We start from the raw sequence: 17,146 nt of genomic DNA, 5'->3' as shown, positions 1-17,146 counted from the left end.
AATCAGTCTTCAACCTGAATGGTGCTCGAGGTCAAGGCCGGTTCGGCGACTCCGGGGCTCGACGGGCCGCGCGGGCGGCGAAGCCGTCGCAGAGCGCCTCGAGGCCGAGGAACAGCAGGTCCTCAGAGGTGAGATCGCTCACCCCCGCGCCTTCCAGTTCGGCCAGCGCCGGCGGCACGGGGAAGGAGGGTGTGCCCTCGAGGAGGTCGCGCAGTCCATTGGTGTCGTCGGTCGCGGTGCGTTTTTCGGCGAGTAGCGCGCCGCCGACCACCGGCAAGCTGGCGCCGGAGATGTAGTTCCAGACGGAGAACCCCATCGTGGTGGCCTCACGGGCGGTCACGTCGAGTTCGCGCAGGCCCTCGACCAGCCAGGCCAGGCTCGTCAGGCCCTGCGGGCCGAAGCTGTAGCGGGGGACCGCGAAGGTGAGCAGTACCCAGGGATGCTGCTGGTAGAGCTGCCAATCGACCTCGGCGGCGATGCGCACCCGGTCGCGCCACGTCCACCCTCGACCGGCCGGATCGGGATAGGGGTGGCGGGCGGCGATCTCGTCGGTCATGGCCGCGATGAGTTCGTCCTTGTTCGCCACGTGCCGGTACAGCGACATGGTGCCCACCTCGAGGCGGTCGGCGATGCGGCGCATCGACACCGCGTCGAGTCCGTCGGCGTCGGCGAGGGTGATCGCGGCGTCGACGATCGCGGTGCGGGTGAGCTTCGCCTCGGTCATCCCATGACTCGCTTTCGTAATACAACCTTCATGCGTACACTGTACCCAGCTCCCGCGTACGGCGTACGCACACCGTGGAAGGATGTCGGAAAATGACGAAGCTGGAACCGGCGGTGCCCACCGTAGTCGCCGGTGGACGCCGCGCATGGCTCGGATTGGGCGTGCTGCTGCTGCCGGTGCTGCTGGTGTCGATGGACATCTCGGTTCTCTTCCTTGCCATGCCGACCCTCACGGCCGACCTGGACCCCACTGCCTCCCAGCAGCTCTGGATCCTCGACATCTACGGGTTCATGCTGGCGGGTCTGCTCATCACGATGGGCAACCTCGGCGACCGGATCGGCCGACGCAATATCCTGCTCGTCGGCGCCGCGATCTTCGGCGTCGCGTCGGTGCTCGCCGCGTTCGCGCCCACCGCGCCGGTCCTCATCGCGGCCCGAGTCCTGATGGGCATCGGTGGTGCGACGCTGCTGCCGTCGAGCCTGGCGCTGATCTCCACCCTGTTCCCCGACACCCGGCAACGGGCCACCGCGATCGGCATCTGGACCGCGTTCTTCGCCGGTGGTTCGGCGGTCGGGCCGATCATCGGCGGTGTACTGCTGCACCACTTCTGGTGGGGCTCGGTGTTCCTGATCAACATTCCGGTGCTGGCGATTCTGCTGATCTTCGGGCCGATCCTGCTGCCCGAACATCGCTCCGCCGCGCTGGGGCCGATCGATCTGCCCAGCGTCGCGCTGTCCATAGGCGGCATCCTGCCGTTGATCTACGGGATCAAACACATCGCCGCCGAAGGGCTGGACGCGGTGTCGTCGGTGATCGCCGTGATCGGCGTCGGACTGCTCGTGCTGTTCGTGCGCAGGCAGCGTCATCTCGCCGAACCGCTGCTCGACCTGTCGTTGTTCACGCGGCCGCTGTTCCGGGTGGCGATCGGGGCGAGCATGGCGGGCATGATGTCGCTGGCCGCGCTGAGCTACCTGACCAGCATCTACCTGCAGTCGGTCACCGGTCGCGATCCGTTGGCCGCCGCGTTGCTCGGCGTTCCGATGGCGATCGCGGTGTTCGTGTGCTCGATGAGCGGCGCGCGCCTCGGGATGCGGCTGGGCGTGCGAGCCACCTTCACCCTCGCGCTGATGCTGTCGGCGATCGGCAACCTGATGCTGCTCGGCGTCGGTGTCGACGGCGGCCTCGGCTGGTATATCGCGGGCTCGGTGATCGCCGGTATCGGTTACGGCTTCTCGTTCACGCTGGTCTCGGATGTCGCGGTGTCGGCGGTGCCCGTCGAGCGGGCGGGTTCGGCGGTCGGTATCTCCGAAACGAGTTTCGAACTCGGCAACGCGCTCGGTCTCGCCCTGCTCGGCTCGGTGGCCGCGTTGGTGTTCCGCTCCGGCGGGGACTTCGGCGAGACCCTGGGCGACACCCTTGTGCAGTCATCCGGTGACGACGGGCTGATCCACGCGGCCCGCGAATCCTTCGTCAGTGGAATGCACATCGCGACCACCTGCGGCGCGCTGTTGCTGATCGCGATGGCGGTGCTGGCCTGGCGCTCGACCCGCACCGAGACGGCGACCGTCGAGGCACACTGAATCGTCCGGCGGTCGATCGGCGGGTCGCACCCGACCACCGGTCGGGGTGATCGCCGCCACGGTGTGCCGTGCTGGTCGGCCTCACCGGGCGGACGTCCATGTTCGTTGCATAGGATCGTCGGATGCGAAACGAGGGTGCGGCGGGACTGGCGACATTGCTCGCCCTGGCCGATTCGCGCCTGCCCATCGGTGGGCACGTGCACTCCGGCGGCGTCGAGGAAGCTGTGTCGTCGGGGTTGCTGCGCGACAAGGCGAGCGTGGAGCTGTATCTGCGGCGCCGGATCTCGACGTCGGGACTCGTCACGGCATCGCTGGCCGCCGCGGTGTGTGGCGGGTCGCTCACGCCCGAACGCGCCGAGCTCGAGGCGGACGCCCGCACCCCGTCGCCCGCCGCGCGCACGGCATCGCGCGCGCAGGGCCGTGGGCTGCTTCGCCTGGCCAAACAACTGTGGCCGCACCATGATTGGGCTGCGGTAGGACCGCGCCCCCATCTGTCGACGGTGTTCGGCATGGTCGGCGCCGCGAGCGGAGCGAGCACCGACCAGCTGGCCGGCGTCGTCGTCTACACGACGCTCACCGGCGCCGCCACCGCCGCGCAACGACTGCTCGCCCTCGATCCCGCCGCCATCGCCGAGTGCACCCTGCGCTTGGCGCCGCTGTGCGACCGGATCGCCGCCGAGGCCGCCGCCGGGCTCGCCGCACTGTCGGATCCACTGCAGGACGCGCTCGCCGAACGTCACCTCCACCGCGACATGCCGTTGTTCGCATCCTGACCCCGAACCCGAGAAGGAGCCCCCATGCCTCCCCATCTGATCGATGGCGAACCGCACGATCACAGCCACGACCGACCCAAGCGCGACCGCGCCGCGGGTGAGGCACTGCGCATCGGCATCGGTGGCCCGGTCGGCTCCGGCAAGACCGCGCTGGTCGCCGCCCTGTGCAGGCAACTGCGCGACGAACTGTCCCTCGCGGTGCTGACCAACGACATCTACACCACCGAGGACGCGGACTTCCTGCGCCGCCACGCCGTGCTGCCCGACGAGCGGATCACCGCCGTGCAGACCGGTGGTTGCCCGCACACCGCCATCCGCGACGACATCACCGCCAACCTCGACGCCATCGACGACCTCGTCGCGGCCAACCCGCCGCTGGATCTGATCCTGGTGGAGTCCGGCGGCGACAACCTCACGGCCACATTCTCTTCCGGCCTGATCGACGTGCAGATCTTCGTCGTCGACGTGGCAGGTGGCGACAAGGTGCCGCGCAAGGGCGGCCCCGGCGTCACCTTCTCCGACCTGCTCGTGGTGAACAAGACCGACCTCGCCCCGCTGGTCGGCGCCGACCTGGGCGTGATGGAGCGCGACGCCGCCAAGGTCCGCGACGGCCGCCCCACCGCGCTGGTCTCGCTGACCGACGACCCGGCCGCCACCCCGGTCCTGGCCTGGGTGCGCGAGCAACTGCGGGTCGCCGCCGAACAGGACACGGCCGCCGGCGTTGCGCACTGAACTCAGCATTGTCGCCGCACCGGGCAGGCTGCCCCGCATCGATGCGGTCGGGGGCCTGGCCGGGCGGCACACCGGCGTCGACACCGTGCACCTGATCGGTACCGCGGCCACCCCGCTCGGTGGCGACGAACTCGACATCACCATCGTCGTGCACCCTGGTGCGCGGCTGGTGGTTCGTTCGGTGGCGGCGACGATCGCCCTGCCGGGGGCGGCCACCATGTTGTCGAACGCGCACTGGCGCTTCGAGATCGGCGAAGGCGCCGAACTCGACTTCGACCCGGAACCGACGATCGTGGCCGGGGGCGCACGCCATCACACGGTGACCACGGTGCAGGTGGCACCCGACGCGCGGCTGCGGCTGCGGGAGCGGGTGCAGGTGGGCCGCAGTGGCGAGGACGGCGGCGGGTGGCGCGGTGACCTGCTGGCCGACGTCGGCGATGTGCCGTTGCTGCGGCACCGGCTCGAACTCGGCGCGGGTGCGTCGACCGATGATCGGCTCACCGCACCGCGTGCGCTCGACAGCGAGCTGGTCTATCCGGATGACCGTCCGGTCTGGTCGGGCAGTGTGGACGAGGTTCGGCTCCCGCTGGCCGCGGGTGGTTCACTCGCCACCCGGACGACCAGCCGACTGCGCGCGCTCGCGATCGCCGACGCCTAGCCGCACAAATGGTGGTGGGAGCCGAGCCGATGGCCCGACTCCCACCGCTGGGAATTCGATCAAGCGGAGACGAGCTCGGCTTCGGTATCGACGGACTGGGGGGCCGCCGCACGCGGCGGTGCGAGAAATCCGCTTGCCGCGCCTACCGCCGCACCGATACCGGCGCCGACCACGGTGATGGGGATCGACACGGCCATGTACGCGGCCATGCCACCCAGGATCGGGCCCGCGACCAAGCCGACCGGAAACAGCGGGAGTCCGGCGACGAGCCCGGCCAACGCACCACCCGTGCTGGCCATCATCGCGAACGGCATCGCCACGGTGGAACCGACCGCCGCGCCCCTGGCAGCCGAACCCAGGGTCTCGGCGGCGATCCGGTCCGAGCGGCTGCGCTCGAGGCCGACCGAGTCGAGGAACGTCGCCAGGTTGGCCTCGGTAGTGGCCGCGACGTCGTTGATGTGAATCGAGGTGTCCACCGGCACGAAGTCCGGTACCGGAATCTGCTGGTCACCGAAGCGGAACTGGCCCGGCGGCGGCAGGATCGGCGGCACCGGCGCGACCGCGGTCGGTGCGTGCAGCGGTCCCACCGGGGACAGGTAGTCCATTTCCGGCCCCGTGCGCGACCACTGCAGCGCGCTGCGGGTGTTCGCGGGCATCGGCTGGCCCACGTAGGGGGTGGCGTTGGGTGCCACCGCGTCGAACTCCGGTCCGGCCTGATGCTCGGGCTGTGTCACCGCCGCTTGCGCGGGATCGGCATTCGCGGTGCCCGTGCCGATCAGGGCCATGACCAGGGGTACCGCTCCGGCTGCGACGACCGAACCTACCTTCTGTCGCTGCATACTCGGCGCCCTGTGTTTCCCCGTCGCCATAGATCACCTTTCATCCTGGGGATTTGGTCACACATATGACCTCCGACATTCGGACCGGTGCTCGAGTCGGATGGGTCCGAAACGTCGGCAACCCGCAAATATCGGTACGCGGAAAGGTGACCGGCACGACGAAGGCCGGGCGGTTCGACGGAACCACCCGGCCTACGTCGAGCTTGTATCAGCCGATCTTGCGCTGTTCGGCGGTGAGCGGTTCGGCGGTGGCGGGCGGCGCACCCACCTCGGCCGCGAGCTCCCTGGCCTCGGCCTGATCGGCGTTGACCTCTTCGATCGCGAGCCGCGCGAAGATCCACTGTTCGGTCGCCGCCATCTGACCGCGGTTGCGGCCCAGGAACGACACGAACCAACCGATCACCGTGACGATTCGGCTGCGGTAGCCGACCAGGTAGTACAGGTGCAGGGCCAACCAGGCGAGCCAGGCCAGGAACCCGCTGAACTCGAGCTTGCCGATCTGGCAGACGGCATCGAACCGCGAGATCGTGGCCATCGAGCCCTTGTTGAAGTACTTGAACGGCTTGCGTTCCTCCGGAGTCTGACCACCCAGCCCGGCCTTGATCGCCTTGGCCGCATACACCGAACCCTGGATGGCGCCCTGTGCCTGCCCCGGCACGCCGGGCACCGACATCAGGTCGCCGACCACGAACACGTTCGGATGACCCTTGACGGTGAGGTCGGGCTCCACGATGACGCGCCCCGCCCGATCGACCTCGGTGCCCTCGGACCGCTCGGCGATCATCTTGCCCAGCGGGCTGGCCTGCACGCCCGCCGACCACACCTTGCACACGGCCTCGATCCGGCGGGTGCTGCCGTCGGCGTCCTTGACGATGACGCCGTGCGCGTCGACATCGGTCACCATGGCGTTGAGCTGGATCTCCACGCCCATCTTTTCGAGCCGCTTGGCCGCCTTGGCGCCCAGCTTGGGCCCCATCGGGCCGAGCACCGCGCCCGCGCCCTCGAGCAGGATGACGCGCGCGTCGCGGGGATCGATGGTGCGGAAGGTCCCGTCGAGGGTGCGGTCGGCGAGTTCGGCGATCTGCCCGGCCAATTCCACGCCGGTGGGACCCGCGCCGACGACGATGAAGGTCATCAGCCGGTCGCGCTCTTCCTGGGTGGTCGCCAGCTCGGCCTGTTCGAAGGAGCCGAGGATGCGCGCGCGCAATTCGAGCGCGTCGTCGATGGTCTTCATGCCGGGCGCGTAGGTGGCGAAGTGGTCGTTGCCGAAGTACGACTGCTGGGCGCCGGTGGCGACGATCAGGCTGTCGTAGCCGGTCACGGTGTCGCGGTTGAGTAGTCGCGAGGTGACCTTCTTGTTCGCCAGGTCCACGTCGACGACGTCGCCCAGCAGCACCTGCGCGTTCTTCTGCTTGCGCAGCACCAGGCGCGTGGCCGGGGCGATCTCGCCGGTCGAGAGGATGCCGGTGGCCACCTGGTAGAGCAGCGGCTGGAACAGGTGGGTCGACGTCTTGGAGATGAGCGTGATGTCGACATCGGCCCGGCGCAGATGCCGGGTACCGAACAAACCGCCGAACCCGGAACCGATCACCACAACGTGGTGCCGCTTCTCGACAGACTCAGTGCTCATCGTCGCGCTCCTCGACAGACTGGGGTGGGCCCCGCGGTGGTGGTGACAGGGTTAACCGTAGTCGGCTCCGGATGTGACGTCGCAACAAGAACTCGATCGCGGCGTGTGATGCGGCGTCTCATCACAGACAAGATCGACGATACGGGACGCGCCGAGTCAGCGACCTGCGAGAAGGAGCTCGGCCACCCGGGTGTCGGTCTCGGCGCCGTCGGTGTAGCCGCCCGCTGCGCCGAGTGCGTTCATGATCGAGAGCGTGTACCGCTCGCCCGCCCCGGCGACGCCGACCGAGTTGACCACCCAACCATCGGCTTCGGCCGACCAGCCGTTCTTCAGGCCGGGCCGCATCGACGAACCCGCGCCCCACACGCCCCAGTGCTGATTGGAGTCGACCGAGCGCATCCGGTCGAGCAGGTAGGCGAGATCGTCGGGGTGCATGGTGTCGAGGATGGTGTTCATCAGCCGATCCAGGTCGGCGGCCGTGCACTTCTGGAACGACCAGTCCGGGAACACCGCGGTCGTGGTCGGCTGCGGGATCAGGCTGACCATGCCGTAGGCGCGGAACGCGTTGTTGTAGGCCATCCGGTCGAAGCCGATGTACTTCTGCCACAGCACGTCGGTGGCGTGGTCGTTGGAGGTGGCCAGCATCGCTTCGATGTTGAAGCGGTCGTCGGGGGACAGGCCGATGGCGCCGACGCGGGCCCGGTTGAGCAGGTCGGCGGCGATGGCCAGTTTGATCGTGGAAGCGGTCCAGACCTGGTTCTCGGCGTGTTCGTTGGCGTAGATGCCGCCGGTCTTACGGTCGCGCAGCACATAGCCGACGGCACCGGGGCGACCGGCTAGATAGGCGTCGGCCCGCGCGATCCGGGAGCTCATGTCGGCGTCGAACCCGGGCACCGACACCTGGGTCAGCGCGGGTGGCGCGGCATAGGCCGGAGTGACGAGTACGGGGACGCCCGGAGTGAGGACGGCGGCGGCGGCGAGGAGACAGGCTGTTGCTGCTACTCGGGAAACGGCACGAGGGGAAGGAGAACGGTCACGCACGATGGACCACACTCGCACACCGAACGCCCGAGCGCACTACTTCACCCCAAATCCGGCCCTCGGCGACAGCGCTGTTGCGGCGCACGGGAATTGCGTGTCAGTGATGCGCGGCGTGCGGTGTGGCGATGGTGCAGCCGTTGAGGCGATGGCAGTGCTCGAACGCTTCGCCGTGCCGGTCCAGCGGCCACGAATGCAGTACCTGATCAGGCCCGTAGCGCCGGGAATTGACCAACTCCCAGCGCGCGCCCACTCGGCGGACGACGAAGCCGCCGCCGGGAACCAGGGGAAACACCTGCGCGATCATGAAACGAAACCAGCCTTTCGCCCGCGGCCGTACTGTCCCACCCGAACGGCAACGATCCCACGGTCGGCGTCGAGGCTGCCGCAGGCGTGGCCGGGACGCCTTGGGGTGTGGCGTATTTCACTAGCCCGGTCCAGTGGCGGTGGCGGGGTCGCGCGATTGCGGGTCGGTCGCTGGGCGTATAAACAACGGATGCCGTTGCACCTCCATCGCGCCGAACGCGCCGACGCGCTGGCCGACGGACTGGGGCGTTTGCTGAGGGCGGTGCCCGCCGATCCGTTCGTCGCGGATGTGGTCGCGGTGCCTGCCAAAGGGGTGGAGCGCTGGTTGGCGCAACGGTTGTCGGGTGTGCTCGGTGTAGTGGATGGCGGGCGTGGCCAGGTCGGTGACGGGATAGCCGCGAATATCGCCTTTCCCGCGCCTACCGCGCTGGTGGCCGAGGTGCTGGCCGGTGCGAGCGGGATCGCGCCCGCCGACGATCCGTGGGCCGGGCAGCGACTGGTGTGGACCCTGCTGCGGGTGATCGACGAGGTCGCCGACCAGCCGTGGGCCGCGGTGCTGGCTCGTCATCTCGGCCTTCCGGGGACCGATCACCGAGTCGGCAGGCGCTACGCCACCGCCGCCCACCTCGCCGCGTTGTTCGACTCCTATACCGCCCAACGCCCGCAGGTGCTGCTCGACTGGACCGAGGGCGCGGACACCGACGGTGCGGGCGGGCCGGTGCCCGACGATCTCGCGTGGCAGCCGCAACTGTGGCGCGCGCTGCGCACGGCGGTCGATGCCCCGAGTCCCGCCGAACGACTCGCTGACGCCTGCGCCCGGCTCCGCGCCGAACCGAACTCGATCGACCTGCCCGAGCGACTCTCCCTTTTCGGCCTGACCAGACTCCCCGCCGACCAACTGGCTGTCATCACCGCCCTCGCCGCCCACCGCGACGTCCACCTCTGGATGGCACACCCGAGCCCGGCCATGTGGACCGCGCTCAGTGATGCTCGCGCGGTCGCCGACGTCGAGGCGAACAACGAGGGGACGGTCGGAAGTGCGGTTCGTCCGCGCGTCGGCGACCACACCGCCGATCTGGTCTCCCACCCCTTGCTGTCAGGACTGGCCCGAGATGTCCGGGAGCTGCAACAGCGCCTGAATCCGTTGTCGGACAGCGACACTCACCTTCCCGGTGAGACGGCCACGCATTCACTGCTCGGTGCCGTGCAGACTGCCGTGCGTGCCGACCGCGCCCCCGAACCGGGCGCGTCGCCGGACGGGAGCGTCGAGGTCCACGCGTGTCACGGCCCGGCGCGGCAGGTGGAGGTGCTGCGGGATCTGCTGCTCACGACGTTCGCCGCGGATCCGACGCTCGAGCCGCGCGACGTGCTGATCATGTGCCCGGACGTGGAGGCGTTCGCGCCGCTGGTGCGGGCAGCGTTCGGGCAGCGCGGCACCGGGGTGGACCTGCCGGTCGAGGGTGAACATCCGGCGCACCAGTTGCGGGTGCGGCTGGCCGATCGCGGGCGGGCGGTGACCAACCCGATGCTGGCCGTGGTGATCGAGCTACTCGACCTGGCCGACGGTCGCGTCACGGTGACGCAGGTGCTCGACCTGGCGGCGAGCGAAACCGTGCGCCGCCGTTGCGGGTTCGACGACGACGACATCGAACGGCTGCGCGAGTGGGCGGCCGAGTCGGGCGCGCGGTGGGGGATCGGGCAGCGTCAACGCGAGGCGTTCGGCCTCGCCGATTTCGCCCAGAACACCCTCAACGCCGCGGTGGACCGCATCCTGCTCGGCGTCACCGCCGACGAATCCGGTGACGACTGGCTCGATCTGGCGCTGCCACTCGATGATGTCGACTCCAACGACGTCGACCTCGCGGGCCGCTTCGCCGAATTCATCGACCGACTCGCGGTCTGTCTGCGCGACCTGCGCGGTCCACGCCCGGCCGTCGAGTGGACCGCCGTGCTGCTGCGGGCCGTCGAACTGCTCACCGATGTGCCCGACGCGCAGTCGTGGATCCGCACCGAAGCGCGCCGCGAGATCGTCGCCGCCACCGAACACGCGGGCGACACCCCGCTGCGTCTGGCCGACGTGGCGGTCCTGCTGACCAGTCGTCTGGCAGGCGGCCCCGGCCGCGCGAACTTCCGCACCGGTGAACTCACCGTGTGCACCCTCGTGCCGATGCGGTCGGTGCCGCACCGCGTGGTGGTGCTGCTCGGCCTCGACGACGACGTCTTCCCGCGGCCCGGCAGTGTCGACGGCGACGACCTGCTGGCCCGCGACCCGCTGGTTGGCGAACGCGACGCGCGCAGCGAGGACCGCCAACTCCTCCTCGACGCCGTGATGGCGGCAGGCGACACTCTGCTGGTCCTGCACACCGGCGCGGACCCGGTCACCGGCGCCGCGCGTCCGCCCGCCGTCCCGGTCGCCGAACTCCTCGACGTGCTCGCCTGCCACGTGGGACCGGCGGCCATGGACGCGGTCCACCTCCGTCACCCCCTGCAGGCCTTCGACCGCCGCAATTTCGCCCCCGAGAATCCGCGCAGCTTCGACACCGTCGCCCTGGCCGGTGCGCGCGCCGCCGCCCGCCCGTCACGGCCGCGGCCACCGTTGCTCACCGCGCCGTTGCCGCCCGCTCCCGCCACGGATGTCGCACTGGCGGAACTGATCTCGTTCGCCGAGCATCCGGTGCGCGCGTTCCTGTGGCAGCGGCTCGGCCTGCGGGTGCCCGAGGAATCCGAGGACATCGCCGATCAGCTCCCGATCGAACTCGACGGCCTGGCGAAATGGGACCTCGGCGAACGAATGCTGACCGCCCGCCTCACCGGCGCCGACCCGGCGGGGCTGCGCGCCGCCGAATGGCGTCGGGGAACGTTGCCCCCCTTCGGTTTCGGGGCCAAGGTGCTCGACGAAGTGGAGGGCACCGTCGACACTCTCGTCCGCACCGCACTGCCCGACTACGAAGCGCCGCCGCGCGCCGTCGACATCGCCATCGACCTCGGCAACGGCCGCACCCTCGCGGGCACCGTGCCCGAGGTCCGTGGGGAAACCCTCGTGCGCACCACCTACTCGCGTCTGGCGCCGAAACACCGCCTCGCGTCCTGGGTTTCGCTGCTGGCCCTCGCCGCCACCGAAGACCGTTCGTGGCAGGCGATCAGTACGGGACGAGGTCAATTCCGCAGCAGGCCGGTGGCCAGATCGGTGATCACCGCACCCGAAGCGCCTGCCGCACTGGCGATCCTGCGTGACCTGGTCCGGTTGCGCGACGAAGGGCTGTGCGAACCGCTGCCCTGCGCGCCCGCCGCCACCGCCGCCTATGCCGAGCGCCGATTCCGCGGTGACAGCGTGGCCGACGCCCTGCTCGCGGCCGAACACTCCTTCGACGGCGGCCCCAACGGGCCCGACAAGTTCGGTGACCACACCGACCGCTACCTGCGCTATGTGTGGGGCCGCGCACCCCGATTCGCCGGTCTCGCCACCGAACCCAGCCGACCGGGTGAGCCGGAGAGCACCCACTTCGGAGCCCTCGCGCGCCGATGGTGGGCGCCGCTACTCGCCGCCGAGAGTCAGGGACAGCCGTGACGGGCACCGTATCGGCACCGACCGCGTTCGACGCCACGGGTCCGCTGCCCCAGGGCACCACCGTGCTCGAGGCCAGCGCGGGCACCGGCAAAACGCACGCCATCGTCGGGCTCGCGGTGCGCTACGTCGCCGAGGCGGGTATCGCGATCACCGAATTGCTCCTGGTCACGTTCAGCCGGGCGGCCACCCAGGAACTGCGTGAACGCACCAGGGATCGTTTCGTCACGGTGGCGACCGCACTGGCCGAGCCCGACACGGCACGCCACCACCAGGACGAACTCGTCCGGGCGATGGCCGATGCCGACCCCGCGACCGTGCGGCTGCGCAGGCACCGCTTGCTCATCGCACTCGCCGATTTCGACGCGGGCACCATCGCCACCACCCACTCGTTCTGTCAGCGGATGCTCGACGAACTCGGTCTGGCCGGTGAACACGATCCGGGCGCCCGGCTGGTCGAATCGGTGGACGAACTCGTCGCCACCGTGGCCGACGACCTGTATCTGGCCCGCTACGCCCGCGACCGCGCCCCCTTCACATTGCGCGATGCCCACACCCTCGCCCTGGCGGCGGTGCACGACCGCCACGCCGACCTCGCGCCGCGCACCGACGGTGCGGCAGGGGAGCGTGTGGCCTTCGCGAGCGCCGTGCGTGCCGAAACCGAACGCCGCAAACGCCGTGCGGGACTGCGTGATTTCGACGATCTGCTCGTGCTGCTGCACGATGTGCTGGCCGACCCGGACCACGGCCCACGCGCCTGCGCCAGGATCAGGCAGCGGTACCGGGTGGCGCTGGTCGACGAATTCCAGGACACCGATCCCCTGCAGTGGGACATCCTGCGCCTGGCCTTCCACCAGCACGCCACCCTTGTGCTGGTCGGCGACCCGAAGCAGGCCATCTACGCCTTCCGCGGCGCCGAGGTGCTCAGCTACCTCGACGCCGTGGCACTGGCGGACCGCCGCAGCGAGCTCACCCGCAACTGGCGCAGCGATGCCGGACTGCTGCGCGCCATCGACCACCTGTGTGGCGGTGCGGAATTGGGTCACCCCGAGATCAGTGTGTATCCGGTCACCCCGACCCGCCCGACGACCCGCCTGCACGGTGAACCCGAGACGATCAGTCCGCTGCGACTGCGCGTGCTGCCTCGGACCGGGGCCGGTCCGCGCAATCGGTCGGGGTTCCCGTCGGTGGGCAGGCAGCGCGCCAAGGTCGCCGACGACCTGGCCGCCGACATCGTCACCCTGCTCGAATCCGGCACCGCCATCGACGCCAAACCCCTACGCGGCGGCGATCATTCGCTCAGCGAGGTCGGCGACGGCCGGGTGCGCAGGCCGATCGGACCCGGCGATATCGCGGTGCTGGTCCGCACCCGATCCCAGATCGACGTGGTGCGTGCGGCGTTGGACCGGGTCGGGGTCGCCTCCGTCCTCGCCGGTGGCACCAGTGTCTTCGCGACCGTCGCCGCGACCGACTGGTTGTGGGTGCTGCGGGCTCTGGAACAGCCGCATCGCGGTGACCGGGTGCGCCTGGCCGCGTGCACACCGATCCTCGGCGTGACCGCTGCCGAGATCGACTCGGGCGGTGCCGATCTCGTCGGCCGGGTCTCGACTCAATTGCGCGACGCCGCCCGGTTGTTCGCGCGCGCCGGATTCGCCGCCGTGTTCGACAAGCTCGCCACCGAAACCGATCTCGCGCCGCGCCTGCTCGCGGTGGACAGCGGCGAACGCGAACTCACCGATCTGCGCCATCTCGCGCAGCTGCTCGACGAGGTCGCGCTGGCCGAGGGGCTGGGCCTGACCGCGCTCACCCGCTGGCTCGCCGACCGCGTGCGCGACCCGGAGGCCGGCAGTATCAGCGGCCGCAGCCGCAGGCTCGATCGGGACGCGGCGGCAGTGCAGATCGCCACCGTGCACGCCAGCAAAGGCCTCGAATTCCCCATCGTCTACCTGCCTTTCACCTGGGACAGCGCCAAGAACCCCTATCCCGCGACGCTGCTGTTCCACGACGACAACGGCACCAGGGTCCTCGATATCGGCGGCAAGGAGGCCCCCGGCTACGGCGAGCGCCAATTGCGGTGCGAGGCCGAGGAATCGGGGGAGGAGCTGCGGCTGCTGTATGTGGCGCTGACCCGTGCGATGTGTCAGGTCGTCGCGTGGTGGGCGCCCGCGGTGACCACCGGCGCCGCCCCGCTGCACCGCATGATGCTGGGCCGGCGGCCGGGTTCGGCGCAGGTACCGCGCCGGGCGGAGATACCGGCCGATACCGCTGCGGCGCAGAGGATTTCCGAGTGGGCGGCCTCGGCTACGGACGTGATCTCGGTGACGATGGTCGATCGCCCCGAGGATGTCGCGCCCCGGCGGGTGCGCACCGAGCTGCCGACCGGTGAGCTGGCGGCCGCGGGGTTCACCCGCGCGCTCGACCAGCAGTGGCGGCGCACCTCGTACTCGGCGCTCACCGCCGGCGCGCACGACGCGCCAGGGGTGAACGACGAGGAACCCGAGGACGGCCCGGGTCCGGACGACGAGCCGACCGAGGCGCCGGTCGACGCACTCACCGGCAGCACGGCCGCTCCGTCGTTGATGAACGATCTGCCCTATGGCGCCGAGTTCGGCACGCTGGTCCACGGCGTCCTCGAAACGGTCGATACGTCGGTGCCCGATCTCGCCGCCGAGGTCCACCGACGGTGTGTCGAGGCGGTCGAGCACACGATGGCCGAGCTCGACGTCGAGGTCCTGTCGTCAGCGTTGCTCGAAGTTCTGCGCACCCCGGCCGATTTCGGTTCCCTGGCCGCCGTCGCGACCCGGGACCGGCTCAACGAACTGGAATTCGAACTGCCGCTCGGTGGTGGCGATACCCCCGGTGCGCGCTCGGCGGGGATGCACGCCATCGCCGCGTTGCTGCGCACCCACCTGCCCGCCGACGACGATCTCGCCGGGTACGCCGATCATGTTGCCGCACTGCCCGATACGGTGCTACGTGGCTATCTCACCGGCAGCATCGACGCCGTCCTGCGGGTGCCCGACGGAACGGGTGGGCTCCGCTATCTCATCGTCGACTACAAGACCAACCGGCTCGGCACCGGCGACCTCACCGTCGAGCACTACCGTCGCGACCACATGGTCGCGGAGATGATCCGCTCCCACTATCCGCTGCAGGCGCTGCTGTATGCCGTTGCGCTGCACCGTTATCTGCGCTGGCGGCTGCCGGACTACGATCCTGCCCGCCATCTGGGTGGGGCCAGGTATCTGTTCGTGCGCGGCATGATCGGCACGTCGACACCGCCGGGCCACGGTGTTTTCGATTGGTACCCGTCCGCGCGACTCGTTGTCGCGCTGTCGGATCTGCTCGCGGGGCAGCGATGACCTCTATTCAGGTGGCGCAGCGGGGGACCGGACTGCTGCGGGTGTTCAACGAAGCGGGCGTTCTGTCCGCCGCCGACGTGCACGTGGCGGTGCGGTTGGGTCGGATGGGGCGCGAGGACAGCGAGGACGTGCTGTTCGTGGCGGCCCTGGCCGTGCGCGCGGTGCGCTCCGGATCGGTGTGCCTCGAGCTGGCTCGGATACGTGAGATCGGCATCGACGCCGACGAAACTCGTGACGGCGCCACGGGAATCGACCCGGCGACCCTGCCGTGGCCTGACATCGATCGGGTGCTCACCGCTCTGCGTCGCAGTCCGCTGATCTGTGGCGGGCAGTCCGGTCCACTGCGCCCGTTGCGGCTCGTCGAAGCCGACGCCCAGGGCGGCGCGCTGCTCTACCTCGACCGGTACTACCAGCAGGAACAGACCCTGCGACGAGTGCTCACCGAACGCAGTGCCGACCACCCCGCGATCGATACCGAACTCGTGCGCGCACAACTGGATCGGCTCTTCGCCGACCCCCTCGGCGACGGTCCCGACCGGCAACGCCTGGCCGCGGCTCTTGCCGCGACCCACTGGACCACCGTCGTCGCCGGTGGTCCCGGCACCGGCAAAACCCACACCATCGCCCGCATCCTCGCCCTGCTCACCGCCCACCGCGACGCCTCGCCGAAGTTGCCGGCCCTGCGCATCGCCCTCGCCGCACCCACGGGCAAAGCGGCGGCCCGGCTGCAGGAAGCGGTGCGCGAACAAGCCGCCGCCCTCGGCCTGCCCGAACTCACCGCCTCGACCCTGCACCGTCTGCTGGGCTGGCAACGTGGCCGCACCACCCGATTCCGCCACCACGAACACAACCGCCTGCCCTACGACGTCGTGGTGGTCGACGAGACCTCGATGGTGTCGCTGACGATGATGAGTCACCTGTTCTCGGCCCTGCGCCCCGATACCCGCCTGGTGCTCGTCGGCGATCCCGACCAGCTCGCCTCGGTCGATGCGGGTGCGGTGCTGGCCGACCTCGTGGCCGGGCCGGTCAGTGGTGCGCCGAACCAGGCGCTGCGTGAGGTGCTGGGTGAGGTGGAGCTGCCCGAGGTGGTCGACCCGAGTTCGTCGGCGGCGTCGGTGCCCGGTGCGCAGGCGCCCTCGCTCACCGACCTCGAACAGCGGCGTCTGCAAGGCGGGATCGTTCGATTGACCAGGGGCAGACGGTTCGGCGGGCGCATCGCCGACCTGGCCGTGGCCGTTCGCGCGGGCGACGCGGACACGGCGCTGGCCATTCTGCGGGCGGGCGGGGACGATGTGTCGCTGTGCGCCCCCGACGACACCCGCGCTGTCCGGGCGGATGTGACAACCGCCGCCCTCGCCGTCACGGCCGCCGCCGAGGCAGGCGACGCGAGCGGGGCGCTGACCGCGCTGGAGTCGCACCGATTGCTCTGCGCCCATCGCCAGGGCCCCTTCGGCGTGGAACGCTGGGACCGGATGGCGGCCGAGTGGGCCGCGGCCGGTGGCGCGGGACCCGAAGGGCCGCAATCGGTCTGGTACCCCGGCCAGCCGCTGCTCGTCACCGCCAACGACCACGAGGCCCGGATCTACAACGGTGACACCGGCGTCATCATCCGCCGCCCCGACGGCTCGCTGCGCGCGGCCCTGCAACGCGGCAGCGAGCCCTATCTGGTTCACCCGACTCAATTCCCCGCCGTGGTCACGGTGTTCGCCATGACCATCCACCGCAGCCAGGGCAGCCAGTACGACACCGTCTCGGTTGTGCTCCCCGAACCGGAATCCACGCTGCTGACCAGGGAACTCCTCTATACAGCCATCACCAGGGCCCGTACCCACGTCCGCATCATCGGCGCCGAGGACTCCATCCGCGCCGCGATCGGCCGCCGCGTTCTGCGCGCGAGCGGCCTGTCCAGAACCGTTGCGCCACAGGAATAGTCGCTCAC

The 17,146-nt window shown here is 70.1% G+C and carries 12 protein-coding genes; 7 read left to right on the top strand and 5 right to left on the bottom strand.

Annotation, left to right across the window (positions count from 1 at the left end):
* Nucleotides 1-31: 31 nt before the first annotated feature.
* Nucleotides 32-724, bottom strand: a complete 693-nt coding sequence (locus tag OHS03_RS16010) for a TetR/AcrR family transcriptional regulator (RefSeq protein WP_328663652.1) — start codon at nucleotides 722-724, stop codon at nucleotides 32-34.
* Between the two features lie 92 nt (nucleotides 725-816).
* Here OHS03_RS16010 and OHS03_RS16005 point away from each other — a divergent pair, with 92 nt between their 5' ends.
* The 4 genes from OHS03_RS16005 (at nucleotide 817) to OHS03_RS15990 (ending at nucleotide 4,467) form a co-directional block, all read left to right on the top strand.
* Complete coding sequence (locus OHS03_RS16005; RefSeq protein ID WP_328663650.1) at nucleotides 817-2,304, top strand: MFS transporter; 1,488 nt, start codon at nucleotides 817-819, stop codon at nucleotides 2,302-2,304.
* A 122-nt stretch (nucleotides 2,305-2,426) separates the two neighbouring features.
* Complete coding sequence (locus OHS03_RS16000; protein ID WP_328663648.1) at nucleotides 2,427-3,077, top strand: urease accessory protein UreF; 651 nt, start codon at nucleotides 2,427-2,429, stop codon at nucleotides 3,075-3,077.
* Between the two features lie 24 nt (nucleotides 3,078-3,101).
* Entirely contained in the window at nucleotides 3,102-3,809 is a 708-nt protein-coding gene (gene ureG / locus OHS03_RS15995) for an urease accessory protein UreG (protein ID WP_056810116.1), read from the top strand.
* Nucleotides 3,799-4,467 (top strand): urease accessory protein UreD, encoded by a 669-nt coding sequence (locus OHS03_RS15990; protein ID WP_328663646.1) that lies wholly within the window; start codon nucleotides 3,799-3,801, stop codon nucleotides 4,465-4,467. Before ureG ends, OHS03_RS15990 begins: the two co-directional genes overlap by 11 nt.
* A 59-nt stretch (nucleotides 4,468-4,526) precedes the next feature.
* Here OHS03_RS15990 and OHS03_RS15985 read toward each other — a convergent pair whose 3' ends face one another.
* The 4 genes from OHS03_RS15985 to OHS03_RS15970 form a co-directional block, all read right to left on the bottom strand.
* Nucleotides 4,527-5,306 (bottom strand): hypothetical protein, encoded by a 780-nt coding sequence (locus tag OHS03_RS15985; protein ID WP_328663643.1) that lies wholly within the window; start codon nucleotides 5,304-5,306, stop codon nucleotides 4,527-4,529.
* A gap of 208 nt (nucleotides 5,307-5,514) precedes the next feature.
* Nucleotides 5,515-6,936 (bottom strand): NAD(P)/FAD-dependent oxidoreductase, encoded by a 1,422-nt coding sequence (locus OHS03_RS15980; protein WP_328663641.1) that lies wholly within the window; start codon nucleotides 6,934-6,936, stop codon nucleotides 5,515-5,517.
* A gap of 156 nt (nucleotides 6,937-7,092) precedes the next feature.
* Complete coding sequence (locus tag OHS03_RS15975; RefSeq protein WP_328663639.1) at nucleotides 7,093-7,977, bottom strand: serine hydrolase; 885 nt, start codon at nucleotides 7,975-7,977, stop codon at nucleotides 7,093-7,095.
* A 97-nt stretch (nucleotides 7,978-8,074) separates the two neighbouring features.
* A complete protein-coding gene (locus OHS03_RS15970) occupies nucleotides 8,075-8,281 on the bottom strand; it encodes a hypothetical protein (RefSeq protein WP_056810106.1) in 207 nt (68 codons plus the stop codon).
* Between the two features lie 189 nt (nucleotides 8,282-8,470).
* Here OHS03_RS15970 and recC point away from each other — a divergent pair, with 189 nt between their 5' ends.
* From recC to recD, 3 genes are read left to right on the top strand one after another with little or no spacing between them, the layout of a single operon-like run.
* A complete protein-coding gene (gene recC / locus OHS03_RS15965; protein ID WP_328663637.1) occupies nucleotides 8,471-11,848 on the top strand; it encodes an exodeoxyribonuclease V subunit gamma in 3,378 nt (1,125 codons plus the stop codon).
* Entirely contained in the window at nucleotides 11,803-15,207 is a 3,405-nt protein-coding gene (locus OHS03_RS15960; protein ID WP_328663635.1) for a UvrD-helicase domain-containing protein, read from the top strand. Before recC ends, OHS03_RS15960 begins: the two co-directional genes overlap by 46 nt.
* A complete protein-coding gene (gene recD / locus OHS03_RS15955) occupies nucleotides 15,204-17,138 on the top strand; it encodes an exodeoxyribonuclease V subunit alpha (protein WP_328663633.1) in 1,935 nt (644 codons plus the stop codon). Before OHS03_RS15960 ends, recD begins: the two co-directional genes overlap by 4 nt.
* The last annotated feature ends 8 nt before the right edge of the window (nucleotides 17,139-17,146 follow it).

It is taken from the genome of Nocardia salmonicida (genome assembly GCF_036142455.1).
In the GTDB taxonomy this organism is placed as follows: domain Bacteria; phylum Actinomycetota; class Actinomycetes; order Mycobacteriales; family Mycobacteriaceae; genus Nocardia; species Nocardia salmonicida.
This window is presented reverse-complemented; position numbering and strand designations above follow the sequence as displayed.